Annotated in this window: 12 protein-coding genes; 8 read left to right on the forward strand and 4 right to left on the reverse strand. The window is 67.0% G+C overall.

From position 1 onward, the window contains the following. The first annotated feature begins 17 nt into the window (after positions 1–17). Both AB0J47_RS12275 and AB0J47_RS12280 read left to right on the forward strand, forming a co-directional pair. Positions 18–1,811 carry a DEAD/DEAH box helicase gene (locus AB0J47_RS12275; protein WP_364344219.1) on the forward strand — a complete coding sequence of 598 codons (1,794 nt, stop codon included), beginning with the start codon at positions 18–20 and terminating at the stop codon, positions 1,809–1,811. A gap of 160 nt (positions 1,812–1,971) precedes the next feature. After that, the gene (locus tag AB0J47_RS12280) at positions 1,972–5,364 is read left to right on the forward strand and encodes an AAA domain-containing protein (protein WP_364344602.1); all 3,393 of its coding nucleotides are present in this window, start codon (positions 1,972–1,974) and stop codon (positions 5,362–5,364) included. A 120-nt stretch (positions 5,365–5,484) separates the two neighbouring features. Here AB0J47_RS12280 and AB0J47_RS12285 read toward each other — a convergent pair whose 3' ends face one another. Next, entirely contained in the window at positions 5,485–6,663 is a 1,179-nt protein-coding gene (locus AB0J47_RS12285) for an amino acid deaminase/aldolase (RefSeq protein WP_364344222.1), read from the reverse strand. Between the two features lie 47 nt (positions 6,664–6,710). Beyond that, complete coding sequence (locus AB0J47_RS12290) at positions 6,711–7,190, reverse strand: TetR family transcriptional regulator (RefSeq protein WP_364344225.1); 480 nt, start codon at positions 7,188–7,190, stop codon at positions 6,711–6,713. Between the two features lie 418 nt (positions 7,191–7,608). Between AB0J47_RS12290 and AB0J47_RS12295 the strand changes: the two genes are divergently transcribed. Further along, a complete protein-coding gene (locus AB0J47_RS12295) occupies positions 7,609–8,355 on the forward strand; it encodes a tyrosine-protein phosphatase (protein WP_364344228.1) in 747 nt (248 codons plus the stop codon). Position 8,356: 1 nt separating this feature from the next. Here the strand turns inward: AB0J47_RS12295 and AB0J47_RS12300 are convergent, their stop codons facing one another. Both AB0J47_RS12300 and AB0J47_RS12305 read right to left on the reverse strand, forming a co-directional pair. Next, entirely contained in the window at positions 8,357–9,625 is a 1,269-nt protein-coding gene (locus AB0J47_RS12300; RefSeq protein WP_364344231.1) for an AMP-binding protein, read from the reverse strand. Positions 9,626–9,720: 95 nt separating this feature from the next. Next, positions 9,721–10,515 carry an enoyl-CoA hydratase/isomerase family protein gene (locus AB0J47_RS12305; RefSeq protein WP_364344234.1) on the reverse strand — a complete coding sequence of 265 codons (795 nt, stop codon included), beginning with the start codon at positions 10,513–10,515 and terminating at the stop codon, positions 9,721–9,723. Between the two features lie 38 nt (positions 10,516–10,553). Here AB0J47_RS12305 and AB0J47_RS12310 point away from each other — a divergent pair, with 38 nt between their 5' ends. The 5 genes from AB0J47_RS12310 (at position 10,554) to AB0J47_RS12330 (ending at position 18,362) form a co-directional block, all read left to right on the forward strand. Continuing rightward, positions 10,554–11,579 carry a glutathione S-transferase C-terminal domain-containing protein gene (locus AB0J47_RS12310; protein WP_364344237.1) on the forward strand — a complete coding sequence of 342 codons (1,026 nt, stop codon included), beginning with the start codon at positions 10,554–10,556 and terminating at the stop codon, positions 11,577–11,579. Positions 11,580–11,691: 112 nt separating this feature from the next. Further along, positions 11,692–12,423: a hypothetical protein gene (locus AB0J47_RS12315; protein WP_364344240.1), complete on the forward strand. Its 732-nt coding sequence runs from the start codon at positions 11,692–11,694 to the stop codon at positions 12,421–12,423. Then, entirely contained in the window at positions 12,420–13,394 is a 975-nt protein-coding gene (locus AB0J47_RS12320) for an ATP-binding cassette domain-containing protein (protein ID WP_364344243.1), read from the forward strand. Before AB0J47_RS12315 ends, AB0J47_RS12320 begins: the two co-directional genes overlap by 4 nt. After that, positions 13,391–14,173 carry an ABC transporter permease gene (locus tag AB0J47_RS12325; protein WP_364344246.1) on the forward strand — a complete coding sequence of 261 codons (783 nt, stop codon included), beginning with the start codon at positions 13,391–13,393 and terminating at the stop codon, positions 14,171–14,173. Before AB0J47_RS12320 ends, AB0J47_RS12325 begins: the two co-directional genes overlap by 4 nt. Positions 14,174–14,276: 103 nt before the next feature. Then, complete coding sequence (locus AB0J47_RS12330) at positions 14,277–18,362, forward strand: ABC transporter ATP-binding protein (RefSeq protein ID WP_364344605.1); 4,086 nt, start codon at positions 14,277–14,279, stop codon at positions 18,360–18,362. Positions 18,363–18,418 lie beyond the last annotated feature (56 nt).

The raw sequence follows: 18,418 nt of genomic DNA on the forward strand, positions 1-18,418 counted from the left end.
CAGTAAACTGCTGGTCAATGAGTACCAATCAGGTCGACAGCGTTCCTGGCGACAACGACAGGGACAACGACGGCCCGACCTTCGCCGATCTGGGCATCGATGACCGCATCCTCGCGGCCATCGCCGATGTGGGTTATGAGTCGCCGTCTCCCATCCAGGCCGCGACCATTCCACCGCTGCTCGAAGGCGCCGATGTGGTCGGGCTGGCCCAGACCGGCACCGGCAAAACCGCGGCATTCGCCATCCCGATCCTCATGGGTATCGAGGCGACCGGCAAACTTCCGCGTGCCCTCGTGCTGGCCCCGACGCGCGAACTCGCGATCCAGGTCGCCGAGGCATTCGGGCGATATGCCACCCACATTCCCGGACTGCATGTGCTGCCGATCTACGGCGGCCAGGCCTATGGCGTCCAACTCTCCGGCCTGCGCCGCGGCGCGCATGTCGTGGTGGGTACGCCGGGCCGGGTGATCGACCACCTGGAGAAGGGCACGCTCGACCTGTCGCAGCTGCAGTATCTGGTGCTCGACGAGGCCGACGAGATGCTGAAGATGGGGTTCCAGGAGGATGTCGAGCGCATCCTCGCCGACACTCCGCGCGAGAAGCAGGTGGCGCTGTTCTCCGCGACGATGCCCTCGGCGATCCGCAGCATCTCCAAGAAGTACCTGCGCGAACCGGTCGAGATCACCGTCAAGTCGAAGACCTCCACGGCGACCAACATCACCCAGCGCTGGGTCCAGGTCTCGCATCAGCGCAAGCTCGACGCACTGACCCGGATCCTCGAGGTCGAGTCGTTCGAGGCGATGATCCTGTTCGTGCGCACCAAGCAGGCCACCGAGGAACTGGCCGAAAAGCTGCGCTCGCGTGGATTCTCCGCCGCGGCGATCAACGGCGATATCGCGCAGAACCAGCGTGAGCGAACCATCGGCCAGCTGAAGTCCGGTGCGCTCGACATTCTGGTCGCCACCGATGTCGCCGCGCGCGGACTCGATGTGGATCGCATCTCGCATGTGGTCAACTACGACATTCCGCACGACACCGAGTCCTATGTGCACCGGATCGGCCGCACCGGCAGGGCCGGGCGCAGCGGTGAGGCGCTGCTGTTCGTCGCACCGCGGGAACGTCATCTACTCAAGGCGATCGAGCGCGCCACCCGGCATCCGCTGACCGAAATGCAGCTGCCCAGCGTCGATGATGTGAATACCCAGCGCGTCGCCAAATTCGGCGATTCGATCACCGAGAACCTCAGCTCGACGAACTTGGCGCTGTTCCGCAAGCTCATCGAGGACTACGAGCGCGAGCACAACATTCCGCTGGTGGATATCGCGGCGGCGCTGGCGGTCAGCGGCTACGACGGCGACAACTTCTTCATGGAGCCCGAGCCGGAGCCGGTCGAACGCCCGCAGCGCGAACGCATGCCGCGCGGAGATCGCCCAGCGCGCCGGTTCGAGGGCGAAGACCGCGGTCCATCGCATCACCGCGGTACCGGAGCCGAATTGGCGACCTACCGAATCAGCGTCGGTAAGCGGCACCGGGTGGTGCCCGGCGCGATCGTCGGCGCCATCGCCAACGAGGGCGGACTGCGCCGCAGTGATTTCGGCCATATCAGCATCCGGCCGGACCACAGCCTGGTCGAACTGCCAGCGGACCTATCCTCGGAGACGCTGGAAGCATTGCGGCGCACCAGGATCAGCGGCCAGCTCATTCAGCTGCAGCTCGATTCCGGCGCGCCGAGCGCACGTCCGTTCCGCGCCGGACCGCGACGCGATCGCGACGGCGGCAAGCGACCCGAACGGCGTAAACCACGCTCCTGAACCGGGGACGGGTAGACCGCCGATGGGCGCGACGGGCCCGGAGGCGGTAGCTTGCGTAACCACGCAGGGCCCCGCGGACACCGAGTTCAACGCAGTCGAATCGGCTAGCTACAGTGTTGCCGTCCGTGTCCGGCGAAGACACAGGAGGCCGCGTTTGATCGTGTTCGGTGATCGTGTCGTCTGTTCCGCCGTCGACCTGGTACGCGCGGCGCGCTGTGAATTCGAGTTGCTGCGTGCCCTCGATACTGAACTGGGCACCATCGCGGGCACGGCGGATATGGTGCCGGATCATGCGTCGCGCAGCGCATTCCACGATGCGCGCGCACGCAGGCTCGCGGACTTCCGGGATCGGTACGGCAGTCAGATGGTGGAGATCCATTGCGCCGCGCACGATCCAGCGACCGATCCCCAGGGATATATCGCCGCGCTGCGGGCCGCCAATGCCGAGACGATCGCGGCCCTGCGGGCCGGCGCGCATGTGATCCACGGTGCCACCTTCTTCGACGGAAAATTCGTCTGTACCGGCGATTTCCTGCTGCGGGCCGGTCATCGGGTGCGCTACACAGTGCACGGCACCGCGGCCGGTCCACCGGATCGGATCGATGCCGCGCTCGAACTCGCCGCCTGCGCCGACGCTTTGGACCGCAGCGGCGCGCTCACCGCTCCCCTGGTGCGGTTGTACCTGGACGAGGACTGCGAGACCGTCGCGCTCACCGATCTGCTGCCGGTGTATCTGGCTCGGCGCGGCCGGGTGGAGCGGATCCTGGAAGACAAACTCGGCGAGTTGCTGCCCGTGCAGTGGGGCGATCCGCGCTATCTCGCCTGTGGCCACTGCCCGACCTGCACCGGCGCCATCTCGGCGGCACGCGATTTGCTACTGGTCGCGGGTATGCCGCGCACAGCGCGGGCCAGACTGCGCGAGGCCGGGGTGAGCACCATCGACCGGCTGGCGAGCAGCACCTCCACTGTGCCCGGCCTGCCGCCGCGCACTTTCACGGCATTGCGTCGCCAAGCCGAAGTCCAGCTGGCTCGAGAAGATTCCGGACAGCCGACGCACACGCTGATCGACCCGATCGCGTTGGGGGCGTTGCCGCCGCCGTCACCGGGCGATCTCGCGCTCACCATCGAGGATGGGGCATCGGGTCGGCTGCTCGGTATCGAGGTGGGTGGCAACGGCACAGTCCACTTGGCCTTCCGTGCCCCGTTCGGCGCGGCACCCGCACCGTATCGGGCGATTACCGATATAGCCGACGAGGAGGCCGGGCAGCGGCGCGCATTGGACGAGGTGCTCGACTTCGTGGCACAGCGGCAGCGGATGTATCCGGATATGCGCGTGTACCACTACACCTCCGACGTGCGCTCGGCGCTGCTGCGGTGGACCGGTCGGTACGGAGTCGGTGAGGAGACCGTCGAGGATCTGCTGCACACCGGTGTGCTCGTCGATCTGTATCCGATCGTGCGCAATGCGCTGCTGATCGGGGAACGCTCCTATCGGCTCAGTCGACTGCGGCGGCTGCTGCCGACTGTGGCCGGCCAGGAACGCGATTGCGTCACCGTGCTGCGGCTGCGTGACTGGCTGCTGGATCGGGCGGCGGAGCGGCGCGTGGACTCGGACGCGATGCTGCTGGATCAGGCGAGTTCGTGGTGCCTGGTGCCGAGTCCGGAGGAGACGGATCCGCTGCCTCCGTCGCGGCCCTCGTCGATCGAGGCCGCACTCGCGGAATTCGCGGCGGCACAGAGGCAGCCGCACCATCCTGCGGCATTGATGGCGGCGGCGCTCGGTTATCACCGGCGCGAACGTCAGCCGCTGTGGTGGGCACATGCCGACCGGCTCAGTCATCCGGTCGACGAATGGGCCGATGCGCCAGGCGTACTGGTCGCCGATTGGGGCACGGTGGACACCAAATGGCATCGCAGCCCGCATCAGCCGACCATGCGCAGATACCTCACGCTGACCGGACGGATCGGCATCGGTTGGGGCGGTAGCGAAACCGCGGGCGGCGCCGCCACCGGCACGGTGCTGACGCCGGGGGCCACCGTGTACACCTTCTATGATCAGCCGGTCGCCGCCGGAATGATCACCGCCGTCGGTCGGCGCGCGACCGCCTCCGCGACGGTGCTCGGCTGCTCGGTGGACGCGAACTTCGACGACACCGTGCGGCTGGAGGAATTGCTGCCGGACGGCTGCGAACCCTACGACGAGCTGCCGATCGCGATCGCACCCGGTCTGCCCGCCTGGGACGAGAATATCGAGACCGCGGTCGAATTCGCCGCCCAGCAACTACTGATGGCACTACCGCAGGTCCCGGCGGGCGCGGTCTTCGACATCCTCGACCGCCGACCCCCGCGCCTACGGCGTGCCGAACGGCTGCCGGATGTGCACGGTGACCACGCGGCGGCGATCACGGCCGGGCTGCGCGATCTCGACGATTCCTACCTGGCGGTGCAGGGGCCGTCGGGCACCGGCAAGACCTCCACCATCGCCAGGGCGATCGAACGTATGGTCACGCGGCACAAGTGGCGCGTCGGGATTGTCGCGCAGACGCATGCGACGGTGGAGAGCCTGCTCGACATGATCGTCGCGATGGGCGTGCTACCGGAACTGGTGGCAAAGAAGGATGTCGTGGCGGTGGCGCCGGAGTGGTCGGTGATCGACGGCGCGCGCTATCCGCGGTTCCTGGACAATGCGGTCAACGGCTGCGTAATCGGCGGCCTACCGACCGATTTCGCCGATGCCGAGGTGGTCCCCAGCGACAGTCTCGACCTGCTGGTGCTCGCCGATGCGGGCCGCTTTCCGCTCGCCGATACCGTCGCCGTCGCAGTGAGTGCGCGCAATCTGCTGCTGCTCGGCGATCCCGCGCCGTCCGCGGCGCGCAGCGCGCATCCGGAACCGGTCGACGAATCGGTACTGGGCTGGCTCACCGAGGGCCGCCACACGCTGCCCGCCGACCGCGGCTACTTCCTGGACCGCACCTGGCGGATGCATCCGCGGGTCTGCGATCCGATCTCCCGGCTGTACTACGACAACCGCCTGCGCTCCAACGAAACCGTCACGCTCGCACGGCAGTTGGAGGGTGTCGAACCGGGTGTGGAGACGGTGCTGGTGCCGCACAGTGGCGATTCGACCGAATCGATGGCCGAGGCCCGCGAGGTGGTCCGCCGGGTGCGCGCCCTACTCGGCGTCTCGTGGACGACCGGTGCGATGACGCGACGGCTACATCCGCACGACATCCTCGTGGTCGCGCCCTACAGCGCCCAGGTCGCCCTGATCCGAACGCTGCTGGCCCGAGCCAAGATCGAGGATGTGCTGGTCGGCACCGCGGAGCGTTTCCGCGGCCGGGAGGCGGCGGTCGTGCTCATGTCGATGACCACTTCCAGCCCCGCCGACGCGCCATACGGTATGCGATTCCTGCTGTCACGCAGTCTGGTTCAGGCGACGCTGTGCCGGGCCATGTGGAAGGCCGTCGTCATTCGGTCACCACTGCTCACCGAATATCTGCCGAGTACGCCGGACGAGCTATCGGATCTGGCGACATTCCTACGACTCAGCTGAATATTTCTTTCAGCATTTGGGTGGTTTGTGACCGAAATAATCAGTCCGAACCGGTTGGTTCTTTTAATGGAATTCGATCTTGAAATTGCTATCCCGCGTAATTCGCGATTAGCAGTCAGCTCAGCCGAAGCAGTTGCCCTCACCGCGATAAGTGGGCACCGTCGTCCGCGCGCCGTCGCCATCGATCAGGTGCACCTGGTTGAACCGCTCACACAGCTCCCCCGCCTTGGCATGCCGGAACCACACGCGATCGCCGATCCGCAGTTCAGCGGCTCCGGAGAGCGGCGTCTGCACCTCGCCAGCACCCTCGGTACCGAGCAGCTTCAAACCGGTGGGCCACGCCGGCTTCGGCACCCGTGACGCCCCGGTGGGACCGGACGCGATGTAGCCGCCCGCGAAAACCGTCGCGATGGATGGGGTCGGCTTGCGCAGCACGGATGTGGCGAAGAACAGCGCGGGTCGCGGAGTGAAGGCGCGGTAGTGATCGAAGAGCGTCGGCACATACAGCCCGGAGCCCGCGGTCACCTCGGTGACATCCGGATCGGTGACGCTGACCTCGATGGATCCGGAACCACCGCTGTTGACGATCTCCAACTTGCCGACCACCGAACGTACCGCGTCCAGAACCCGCCTGCGCCGCTTGCCGATTTCGGCCGCCGAGGCCCGCTTCACCAGGCGCACAGCGATATTGGAGTCGGGCAGCCCGGCGATCTGCGCCTCATAGGTCATCACGCCGACCACGTCGAACCCACGGTTCACGGCCTCGCGCGCGAGTTCGGCGGCCTGTTCGGGGGTGCGTACCGGCGAGCGCCGAACACCCAAGTGCAGCGGCCCGATTCGCAGCGAGGCATCCACATCGAGGCAGATTCGTGGTCGCACGAGATCGGTTCCGACCGCGGCGCGGATCAGGTCCAGCTGCGCGCGATCGTCGACCATCAACGTAATGGATTGGCGCAGCGTGTCATCGGCTGCGAGCGCGGCGAGCGCCGCGCGGTCGACGGTCGGATAGCCGAGCAGCACGTCGCGCGCGCCGAGGCGGACCAGCCAGATGGCCTCCGCCAACGAATAGGACATGATGCCCGCGAAGCCGCCGGATGCGGTTAGCCCGGCACCGAGCACCTCCTCGAGCACGGCGCGACAGCGCACCGATTTACTCGCGACTCGAATGGGCACCCCACCCGCACGACGGACCAGGTCAGCGGCGTTGGCACGCAGCGCGGTCAGGTCGAGGGCGGCAAGCGGCGGGTCCAGCTCGGCCGTGGCCGCATGCAGTGTGGCAATCGGCGACGTGTCTGTCACCAGTCCACTCAATCACCAAACTGGTCAAACGTCCAGTAATGCGGGAATCAGACTTCGGCAGCCCGGGTAGCCAGGCTGCTGACCAGGTCGTCGAGCACCACCAGCATCGTTTCGTCATTGCAATCCGCAAGCCACCGCAGCACCGTGCCCTGTAGCACTGAGACCGCATAGGCCGCGATGGCTTCCGTCGGCTCCAACCACTGCGCGCCCGAGCGGTTGGCACAGAGGTCGAGGAAACTTGCGACCTCGGAGTCCATCTCACGGAACAGGGCCGTGGCCTGCGGGTCGGCGACACATTCGGTCTGCGCCTCCCACCGTTCGGCCAATTGATGCGCGGTCGCCTCGTACCTGCGGGCCTGCTTGGCCGGAGCCGCTTGGACCAGCGGCCAGTACGCACTCACACCGGCATGCAGCAGCACCCGAAGTGCTCGCACTCCGGTGAAATCGAGCGAGGCGGCCGCCTTCTCGACGGCCTCGCAAATGGTCGGCCGCAGCCGAACCGCCGCTATATCTCCACGTACGCTCAACGACGACTCCCTCGGGGAAAGAACTCGCGCACCTTCGTCGGCGCGGCTCGTTGAACACGACAGGCCGCTCTCACGAATCCCCCACTAGGGAATTTCCTGGATGCCCAGTCCAACATTCATCAATGGTAGAGGCTTTCCGGGGTTTAAGAACGGGTTCGTTGGGTATTTCCAGACTGGAAGAATGTTTTGTTACCCAACCGGAATCCCGCTGCGATCGAGCGGTGTTCACCGGAATCGCCTCCGAGGGCGTGACTCTCGCGTCTGCCTACGCAAGATAGACCGTCGACCACACTACGGTACGTAACGGTACCGCCCCGGTCTTATGTGGCGGATACCACACCAATACCTCGCAAACTGGACGGCCGACGGTTCCGCGATCGACACCGTGCCGACACCGTGAGGTAGCTAGCCTGGACCGGTGACTCTCTCGCCCTCGGCCGACCAGTTCTATCTGACCGGCACGTTCAACTTCCGCGATCTCGGCGGTCTGCGCACTGTCGACGGCGCCCGGATCCGCCCCGGCGTGCTGTTGCGCTCGGCCCAGCTGAGCGGACTCGATCTGCCCGGGCACGCGATCTTGCGCGAACTCGGCGTCACCGATGTCTTCGACCTACGCGGGCCGCGCGAGATCGAGCACATCGGCCACGACAATCTGCCCGAGGACGTACGCCTGAATGTCACACCGTTCGATTCCCGGATGGCCGAGGCGCCGCCGCACGATGCGCAGACCGACGCCGCGTTCACGCACATGCTCGAGGTCTACCGGTACTTCCCGGCCCTGCCCGAGGCAAATGCCGCGATCATCACCATCGCCGAGACGATCGCCGACGGCGACCGCGCGGTGCTGGTGCACTGTGCGGCGGGTAAAGACCGCACCGGCTGGGCAATCGCGACGCTGCTGCGTGCGGTCGCGGTCGACGAGGCCGATGTGCTCGTCGACTTCATGGCCAGCAATGACGCCGTCCCAGCCCTGCGCGCCATGATGACGCCGAAACTGACTGCGGGAGCGGAACTTTCCATCGATATCCTCGGCGTGCGGGAGGACTACCTGCGCATCGCGACGGACGCCGTGCACGAAAGCCACGGTGATTTCGAGACCTATCTGACCGACATCGGGTTCACCGCGGACCTGCGCGCGCGGCTGCGCGATCGCCTGCTCGAGTGAGTCATCCCGCCTGCGCCTGCTCGCGTCGGACCAGACCGTCGGCATCGATGCTGACCTGATCGCCGGTGTGGAACCAACTTCCGGTGAACCGGTCGGCGGTTGTCTCCGGATCGTTCCAGTAGCGATGGGTCACATTCGGTCCGCGACACAGCAATTCGCCTTGGCCTGACTGCGCCCGCGGCCCCCACAGCGCCAATTCGGTACCGCCGAACGGGAATCCGAGCACCGGATCGGCGCCGGGTGCGGTGTCGGTGTCGTCGTCGACGACCAGGCCGATGCCGCTGGTTTCGGTCGCACCCCAGACCGACCACTGCCGCGCGGCCGGGAACATGTTCCGCAGGGGCGCAACCAGATCGGCGGGATCGGTGCGATCGGCGGCGCGTTCGCCGCGATGGCCCGCATTGCTGACCCGGACGATGCCCTCGGTGCGCAATCCCTCGCTGCGCAGCGCCGCGAGTTCGGGCAGCAAGCGGGCGAATATGCGTGGAGTCGCGGAAACCATATCGATCCGTTCGGAGACAATGGTTTCCGCGAGACTGCGACTATCCGGTGCGAGGACTACGGTGCCGCCGACCGCGAAGGTCGGCAGCAGCTGGTCCACACAGCCGCTGGCATGCGCCAGCGGTAACAGCACCAGATTGCGCAGCCCATCGGTCGGCAGATCCAGCGCCGCGACGACGGAACGGATTGCCGAGAGCAGATTTTCATTGGTCAGCTCGACACCCTTGGGCGCGACAGTGGCATTGGCCGGACAGGCCCCGGCGCCGCTGGTGTAACAGAGCAGTGCCAGATCACCCAAGGCCGCACCGTCATCGATGAAGGCGGCCCCGTCGGGCAGTTCGTCGCTGCCGCCGCCGAGCACGAAATCGGTACCGCTGTCGGCCATCACCCGCTCGGCCACCGCATCGGGCAGTCCATGGTGCACCAGCACCGGTACCGCGCCGCTGAGCAGCGCCCCGAGGAAGGCCTGGACCCAGCGCGCGCCCGTCGGCATGTGGATGGCGACCCGGTCGCCGTAGCCGATGCCGTGTTCCTGCAGACCGCCCGCGATGCGGGAGGCGCAGTGCCACAGCTCCCGATAACTCAGCCGGGGGCCGCCGATCTCCACCACCGCCTCCCTGGTCGAGAAGGCGTGCACCTGCAGATCCAATAGTTCGGTCAACGCCGGGGTGAGGTTGCCGTAGCGCAGCACCCCATCGGCGCCGCGGGCCAGCGGGGCGTCGCAAGCATGCGGACGGCTGGGTGGATATTCGACCAGAAACTGCGACATGAGTCCTCCGCACGCGCCTCGAGCCCGCAGGCTCTTGCGACTATATGACGCGAGTCACATTTTCGCTGGCATAGGAGAGGAACGTGTCTCGGATGTCATCGACCGGTGTAAGTCGCCTTCCCTGGTCCGACCTCCAGGAAGCTGCGCACCGCGCCGCGCAGATCCGCCGTGTCGAACAGCGCGCCGGACACCTCCGGCGTAACCGAATCCGCGTGCGCCACACCGCCCGAGCGCCACGCTTCGATGATCTGTTTGGTCGCGGCATGCGCCCGGGTCGGGCCCTCGGCCAGGCGATTCGTCAATTCCCTTGCCGCGGTGTCGACATCGTCGTGAACGGCGTTGACCACGCCCCACTCGGCCATGGTCGTCGCGTCGTAGAGGTCACCGGTCATCACGAATTCGCGGGCGCGACCCGAACCGGCGCGCTCGGCCAGTCGCTGCGGACCGCCCATCGACGGTGTGAGGCCGACGACCGTCTCCACCAGACCGAATTTCGCCTTCGGCGCGGCCAGGATGATGTCGCAGGCCAGGGCCATTTCGAAGGCGGCGGTCAGGGTGAGGCCATGCGCGGCGAAGACCACAGGGCACGGCAGCGCCTCCAGCGGATGGATGATCTGCGCGAACTGGGTGCGCCACAACTCGGCGCCCTGCTCCACCGTCAAACCATCGAAGACGTGTACGTCGACGCCACCGGAGACCAGCTTGCCCTCGGCCCGCAGCAGCACCGCGCGCGGCGGATTGGCCGATAGTGCGGCGAGATCCTCGATGAGCGCATCGAACATCGGCTGGTCGAACAGATTCAGCGGCGGATTGGCCAGGGTGAGGGTCGCGACCTCGGCGCCGCCATCGGTGGTTTCCCGGGTCAGCCTGGTGGCCTTCGTATCACTCATCCGGCAAGAGTAAGGCGTCGATCTGCCAGACTAGGCGAGTGACCAAGTCGGTATCGGAAAACGGTTCCTACGTCGAGCCCGGTGAGTTCAACCGGGATACGAACTACATCACTACACGCATTACTGCCGACGGCCGCGACGGGTATCCGGTTGAGCCGGGGCGCTATCGACTGGTCGCGGCGCGGGCCTGTCCGTGGGCCAATCGCACACTGATCGTGCGCAGGCTGCTGGGGCTCGAAGACGTCATATCGCTCGGACTGTGCGGGCCGACACACGACAAGCTCAGCTGGACCTTCGATCTGGATCCCGGCGGGGTGGATCCGGTACTCGGCATCCCCCGGTTGCGTGAGGCATATCTTGCGCGATTCCCGGACTACCCGCGCGGCATCACGGTGCCCGCCCTCGTGGACGTTCCCACCGGTCAGGTGGTGACCAACGACTACGCGCAGATCACGCTCGACTTCTCCAGTGAGTGGACCGAATTCCACCGACCCGGCGCGCCGCAGCTGTATCCGTGGGAGCTGCGAGCCGAGATCGACGAGGTGAACCTGGCCGTCTTCCGGGATGTCAACAACGGCGTTTACCGGTGCGGATTCGCCGGAACGCAGGCGGCGTACGAGGCGGCCTACGATCGGCTCTTCGCTCGGTTGGACTGGCTGTCGGAACGGCTCGCCACCCAGCGCTACCTGGTAGGCGACACCATTACCGAGGCCGACGTTCGGCTGTTCACTACGTTGATCCGCTTCGATCCGGTCTACCACGGCCATTTCAAGGCCAACCGCAGCAAGCTGAGCGAAATGCCGGTGCTCTGGGCCTATGTGCGTGATCTCTACCAGACACCCGGATTCGGCGACACCGTCGATTTCGGGCAGATCAAGAAGCACTACTACGTGGTGCACAGCGATATCAACCCGACCCAGATCGTGCCCAAGGGCCCGGATCCGACCAACCTGCTGACCCCACACGGCCGAGAAGCGCTGGGCGGCAGGCCATTCGGCGACGGCGCCCCGCCACCACCGCCGCCGCTCACCGAACGGGTCCCCGCGCTGCGCGAGCCGGCGTGATCGAACCGACATGCTGGGAACCCGGCCGACCGGGTACATCGTTGTCATGACGGGCCGATAGCGGTCGGTGCAATAAGGTCGTTGCGTACGGGCGGAAGAGGAGGATATCGCCGTGTTCAAAGGCACGTTCGAGAAGACGGTGGTCCAGCTACTCGATACCGGGTCGCGCTTGCAGGCGCCCGCGGTCGCCAAGTACGTGGACCGGCTGCGGCGTTCGCATCCGGCGGAGAATCCCGCGCAGATCATCGAGCGGCTGGAGCACCAATACCTGCTCGCGGTCACCAGCAGTGGCGGCGCCGTCGGTGCGACGGCCGCGGTGCCGGGCGTCGGCACGATCGCGGCGCTCGCGGCGGTCAGTGCCGAGACGACCTTCTTCATGGAGGCGTCCGCGGTGTTCACGCTGGCTGTCGCGGCCGTGCACGGCATCTCCCCGGAGGACAAGGAGACGCGGCGGGCGTTGGTGCTCGCGGTCGTGCTCGGCGAGAGCGGAATGGAGATCGTCGAGAAGACGGTCGGTCATTCGGCGAAGAACTGGGGCACGCTGTTCGCCAATAAGATTCCCGGCCTGTCGAGCATGAACGATTCGCTGCTCAAGCGATTCATCATCCGCTTCATCACCAAGCGGGCCGCATTGATGGCGGGAAAGGTGGTGCCCGCCGGTATCGGCGCGGTGATCGGCGGCGTCGGCAACCGCTCACTCGGCAAGACCACGATCAGCAACGCGCGCAAGGCTTTCGGCCCCGCGCCGGTGACCTGGCCCGCCGATCGACAGCTCGTCATCGATGCCGATCCGCTGCCCGCCCTGGATCCGGCCAAGCCGCAACCCCCGACCACGCCGCGATGAGCGCGGGCCAACCGCTCGCCTTCTCCGTTCGCGGCCTGACCAAGCGCTACGACCTGGTCACCGCGGTCGAAAATGTGAGCTTCACCGTGCCGTCCGGGACAACCGCCGCCCTGGTGGGTCCGGCGGGAGCGGGTAAGTCGACGATTCTGCGGATCCTGCTCGGTCTGCTCCAGCCGACCTCCGGAACCGCTGCGGTCGGCGGGCCGGGCTCCCGGCGGCGCGCCGGATCCGCGGTTGTCGTCGGCGGCATGCTGCAGGCGCGCGGGCTGCATCCGGCTCGAAGCGCGCGCGATCATCTGCTGGTCTATGCGGCAGCCGCCGGTGTCGAGGACGCGCGGGTCGACGAGGTGATCCAGGTGGTCGGCCTCGGCGACTCGGCGAAGACGCGGGCAGGCGAGCTGTCGGCCGGACCGCAGACCCGGCTGGCCCTGGCGACCGCGCTGCTCGGTGACCCGCAGTTGCTGATTCTCGACGAGCCACTGGCCGGTCTCGACGCGGCCGAACGCGCCTGGCTGGCCGACTTCCTGCGGCGACACACCCGCCGGGGCGGCTCGGTCCTGTTGTCCAGCGAAAGCCTCGCGAATGTGATTCCCATGGCGGACAACATCATTGTCGTGAGCGAGGGTTCGGTGGTCTATCAGGGGACGCCCGCCCGGCTGCGGCGCGGCCATCCCGATCGACTGGTCGTCGCCGCATCGACCCCGATCGCACTCGCCACCATGTTGGCCGCACAGGACTTCACCGATGCGGTGATCCGTCCCGACGGACGTCTGGCAGTTGCCGAGGCGACCGAAGCGCAGATCCGCGCGGCGGCGACGGCGGCCGGTGTGCGCGTGGACAATATCGCCGCCGACCAGATCCACCCGGACCGAGTGCTCGCCTCATTGCTCAAACCGGCCCGCCCGCCCCAGCCCGCCCCCTATGCCGGGATCGCACCGCAGCAATCGACCCCCTACGGGATTACCCGATGATCGCCGTGCTGCCGCCGGACCTCGTTCCGGCCGTCAACTCCGAGGTCCGCAAGGTCAGCACGCTGCGCGCCAGCCGAATCCTGGCCGCACTGATCCCCGCGATCGCCCTCGTCGCGAGCACCGTGACCACACTGCTTGCCGGGCCCGCCGATCCGAAATCCAATCCGGCCACGGGCGCGGCGACCATCGGGCTCTATATCGGGCTCGCGGCCGCGATCGTGCTGGCGGGCGCGTTCGGCGCGGCCGGTGCGGGAGCCGAATATCGTTACGCGACAATGTCGTCGACCGCCCTGTTCACCTCCGATCGGGATCGTCTCGCCGCCGCGAAATACCTCGTCACCGCGGGCTTCGCCCTTGCGGCGACTTTCGTCGTCGAACTCATCGCCTTCGCCTGCCTGCTCGGTTTCGGCCACGGCAAATTCGACTTCGGAGTGCGCTTCCTCGCGGTTCTCGGCGGCGGTCTACTCGCTGCGGTCTGCTGGTCCCTGATCGGCGCCGGTCTGGGATTGCTGCTGCGCACCTCCACCACCGCGATAGTGGCGATGCTGGGCTGGCTGGTGATCATCGAACCGTTGATCTGGGTCGTCGCTAAAGCAGTCGGCCTCGCCGGAGTGGTGACCGTCCTGCCCGGCTCGGCCACCGTCAGCACCGTTGCCGTCGGTTCCTTCAAAGACAGCGACTTCCTGGCCCCCACCCCCGCTGCCCTGGTGGTCCTCATTCTCTGGACCATCGCCGCCGCGGGCGGGGCTTGGTGGTTGCTTCGCACACGCGACATCTGATCCAGCCTCGGCAGCGGGGAACAAACAGCGGTGCGGCACGTGTCATTACCGTCGGTACAAGCACGACAAGACGGGGTGAGCAGCGGAAGTGACCGAGCGCGGTATGGGTTGGATGCGCAGACTGTGGACCGAGTGTTGGAGCCACCGGGGCACGGTCACGGGCATCGCGATCGCGTTGGTGGCCGGAGCAGTGGTCGAGATCTCCGCGCCACTGCTGACCAAGCGGGCGGTCGATGCGGCCGGAGTCGGTGACACCTCCGTCATCGGGACCATCGCGGCACTACTCGTGCTTGTCGCATTGGGCCGGTTCTCGGCGGCGTTCGGACGACGTATGTTGGCCGGACGGCTTTCCCTCGATGTGCAGCATTCGTTGCGTGTCAGCCTGCTCGCTTCGTTGCAGCGACTGGACGGCGTCGGGCAGGACGCACTGCGCACCGGGCAGGTGGTATCGCGTTCGATCACGGATCTGCAGTTGGTGCAGGGCCTTTTGGCGATGGTCCCGCTGTCCGGGTTGGCATTGCTGGAGTTCCTGCTGGCGGCCGCGGTCATGGTGTGGCTGTCGCCGCCGCTGGCCGCCGTCGCTCTGCTGGTGGTCCCCGCCATCGCGGTGCTGGTATATCGGATGCGGCCGCGCCTGTACGCGGCGACGTGGTCGGCGCAGCAGCGCGCAGCCGAGGTCGCGCAGCATGTCGAAGAGACCGTCACCGGCGTGCGGGTGGTGAAGGGCTTCGGGCAGGAAGCTCGGATGGTGCGCGTGCTGGAGGAGCACGGGCGCGTTCTCTACGCCGAGCGCATGCGCGCCGCCAAGATCAATGCGCGCTTCGCCCCCGTGGTGACCACGATTCCGCAAGCCGGGCTGGTCGCGGTGATCGTTGTCGGCGGCCTGCTCGCCCTGCACGGCGTTATCGGTATCGGCACGTTTCTCGCCTTCTCCGCGTATGTCACGACTATGACCGTGACCACCCGAACCATGTCGTCTGTGGTGATCATGGCCCAGCTCACCAGGGCCGCGGCCGAGCGTGTCTACCAGGTCATCGACGCGGCACCCGAAATCGCCGACCCGCCTGCCCCGGCCGACCTCCCCGATGGGCCTCTGGGTATCGAAATCGATTCGCTGACCTTCGGATTCGATCCCTCACAGCCCATCCTGCGTGACCTCGACCTGACCGTGCGGCCCGGCGAAACCGTTGCCATCATCGGCCCTGCGGGCTCCGGAAAGTCGACGCTGTCACTGCTTCTCCCCCGCTTCTACGCCCCCGACTCCGGCAGCATCCGCCTCTTCGGAGCCGAACCGGGCACCATCGCAGGTGAATTCACCGGTGCGAAGAAACGAACCGTCGATACCGCCGACTCGCCTCTGGCAGCACCCTTCGATCCACAGCTCGGCGGCCCCGCGAACGGCTCGACGGTGCGGGCAGACCCGCGAAATGCGGACGCCGTGGATATCGCGGATCTGCGGGCGACCGATCTCCGGAGCGCGATCGGGGTGGTGTTCGACGATCCGTTCCTGTTCTCCGACACCATCGCCGCCAACATCGCCCTCGGTCGATCAGCGGCTACCGATGCCGAAATCCGCTATGCCGCAAAGCTTGCCGCGGCCGACGAGTTCATCACCGAACTATCAGACGGCTACGACACCGTTGTCGGTGAACGCGGATTGACACTCTCCGGCGGGCAGCGGCAGCGAATCGCTTTGGCCAGAGCGCTTTTGGCGCGGCCACGGATTCTGGTACTCGATGACGCGACCTCCGCGGTCGATGCCGTGACCGAGGCGGCCATCTTCGAGAAACTGCCCGATGTGGGTGGACGCACGACATTGATCCTGGCGCATAGGGAATCCACACTGGCGCACGCGGATCGGGTGATCCGGCTTCCCGGTCCGGTCTCATACGCCACCGGCGAAGCCACAGGCGCTGACACCCAAGCGTCAGCTGATGCCAAGCGCACCACCCGCACCACAGCCACCGGTGCCGCCCGCACCGCAACCATCAGTTCCGCGCGCACCACAGCCACCGATCCCGAACCGACCACAACCACCGGCGCCGCGCACACCACAGCCACCGGCTCCGCGCACACCACAGCCACCGATCCCGAACCGACCACAGCCACCGGCGCCGAGCACACCACAGCCACCGATCCCGAACCGACCACAGCCACCGGTGCCGCGCACACCACAGCCACCGATCCCGGGCGCACAACGGCTATCGGTTCCGGGCGCACCACAGGTTTCGCCCGCGCCGCAACACCCACCAGCGGCCCAGGCGGCTTCTCCGGCGCCGCAGCCGATCTCAGCGAGACCCCCGAATTGCGCCGCACCATCGAACATCTGCCACCGGCCACCGAACAACCCGGCTCGGACGATGAGCAGCTGCGCCAACCAGATCCCGGATTTCGGCTCGCTCGCCTCCTACGTCCGGTGCGCTGGTTGGTCCTGGCCGTAATCACCCTGCTCGCACTGGACACCCTCATCGGCGTCGCCTTCCCACCGATCGTGCGATACGCCATCGATTCCGGGGTGAGCGGCCATGATTCGGGCGCGCTCGCCAGAGCCGGAGTGCTCGGTGCGGTCTTGGTGGTACTCGGTCTCGCGGTCGGCGCGGCGACCACCGTCCTCACCGCCCGCACCGGCGAACGCGTCCTCTACGGCCTGCGCGTACGCAGCTACGCCCATCTGCAACGGCTGGGATTGGACTACTACGAGCGCGAACTGTCCGGTCGCATCATGACCCGGATGACCACCGACGTAGACGCACTGTCGACCTTCCTGCAAACCGGCGTCGCGACCACCCTGATCGGCCTGCTCACCCTGGTCGGCATCGCGGTCGCGCTGCTGGTCATCGATGCCTCGCTCGCTGCGGTGGTACTGATCGCGCTGCCGCCGCTGCTGGTGGCGACAGCGCTGTTCCGCCGCGTCTCGTCTACCGCCTACACCGTCTCGCGCGAACACGTCTCGACCGTCAATGCCGATTTCCAGGAGAATGTCGCCGGGCTGCGCGCCGTCCAGGCCAACCGACACGAGCCGATCGCCGCCCGCCGCTTCGCCGAATACTCCGATCGCTACCGCGCCAGCAGGATGCGCGCCCAGCGCGCGATCGCCATGTATTTCGCCTTCGTCATCGCCTGGGCCGATCTGGCACTGGCCGCGGTCGTGTACTTCGGCGCGCGCGAAGTCGCCGAGAACACCATGACCGCGGGCACACTGATCGCCTTCGTGCTCTACCTACAGCTGCTCTTCGGCCCGATCCTGCAATTGTCCCAGGTCTTCGACGGCTACCAGCAGGCGCGCGTCGGCCTGCGCCGCATCGGCGACCTGCTGCGCACCCCGTCCTCCATCGCCGCCGATCCACCGGATGCGATCGCCATCGACCACGGATTGCGTGGCGAGGTCGTCCTCGACGACATCCGATTCCACTATCCGAGCACCGAGAAGCCCGCCCTCGACGGAGTTTCGCTACGGATCCCGGCCGGATCCACGCTGGCCCTGGTCGGACCGACGGGCGCGGGTAAATCCACCATCGTCAAGTTGCTGGCCCGCCTCTACGACCTGCCGCGCGACACCCAGGGCGCGATCGCGGTCGACGACATCGACATCCGCGACTACCGCCTCACCGACTACCGCGGCCGGCTCGGCATCGTCCCGCAGGAAGCTCACCTCTTCACCGGCGATGTCGCCAGCAACATTGCATTCGGGAAAACTTCCGCGACCGAAGCCGAGATCGCGGCGGCCGCCACCGCCGTCGGCGCGGCCGACATGATCGCCGCGCTACCGCAGGGCATGCGCCATCCGATCGGCGAGCGCGGCCGCGGCCTCTCGGCAGGCCAACGCCAACTGATCGCACTGGCCAGAGCCGAACTGGTCCGTCCGGATCTGCTGCTGCTCGACGAGGCCACCGCCACCCTCGATCCGGAGACCGAGGCGTCGGTGCTGGTAGCAAGCCGATCGCTGACTCGCGGCCGCACCACCATCGTCGTGGCGCACCGCCTGGGCACCGCCGCGCGAGCCGATCGGATCGCCGTCGTGGAACGCGGGCGGATCGCCGAAATCGGGCCGCACGACACGTTGGTTGCGGCCGGTGGCCCCTATGCCCAGCTCTGGGCGGCGGCCAGCGAAACGGGGGGAATATTCTCGGGTGAGGACGGGTCGTCATCTTTGGGATCGGGTTTGTCCGGCGGTCAGTCGATCCACTGATTTACTGCTGGGCCTATCCTCAGAGAGGGCGCATCGGCGCGCATCCGCTGATCCCC

The sequence above is a fragment of the Nocardia sp. NPDC049737 genome (assembly GCF_040674755.1).
Lineage (GTDB): Bacteria > Actinomycetota > Actinomycetes > Mycobacteriales > Mycobacteriaceae > Nocardia.

Bases quoted from the DNA above. Each gene is read 5' to 3' on its own strand.
- AB0J47_RS12275 (WP_364344219.1), top strand. From the start codon at position 18: ATGAGTACCAATCAGGTCGACAGCGTTCCTGGCGACAACGACAGGGAC.
- AB0J47_RS12300 (WP_364344231.1), bottom strand. From the start codon at position 9,625: ATGTCGCAGTTTCTGGTCGAATATCCACCCAGCCGTCCGCATGCTTGC.
- AB0J47_RS12305 (WP_364344234.1), bottom strand. From the start codon at position 10,515: ATGAGTGATACGAAGGCCACCAGGCTGACCCGGGAAACCACCGATGGC.
- AB0J47_RS12320 (WP_364344243.1), top strand. From the start codon at position 12,420: ATGAGCGCGGGCCAACCGCTCGCCTTCTCCGTTCGCGGCCTGACCAAG.
- AB0J47_RS12325 (WP_364344246.1), top strand. From the start codon at position 13,391: ATGATCGCCGTGCTGCCGCCGGACCTCGTTCCGGCCGTCAACTCCGAG.
- AB0J47_RS12330 (WP_364344605.1), top strand. From the start codon at position 14,277: ATGGGTTGGATGCGCAGACTGTGGACCGAGTGTTGGAGCCACCGGGGC.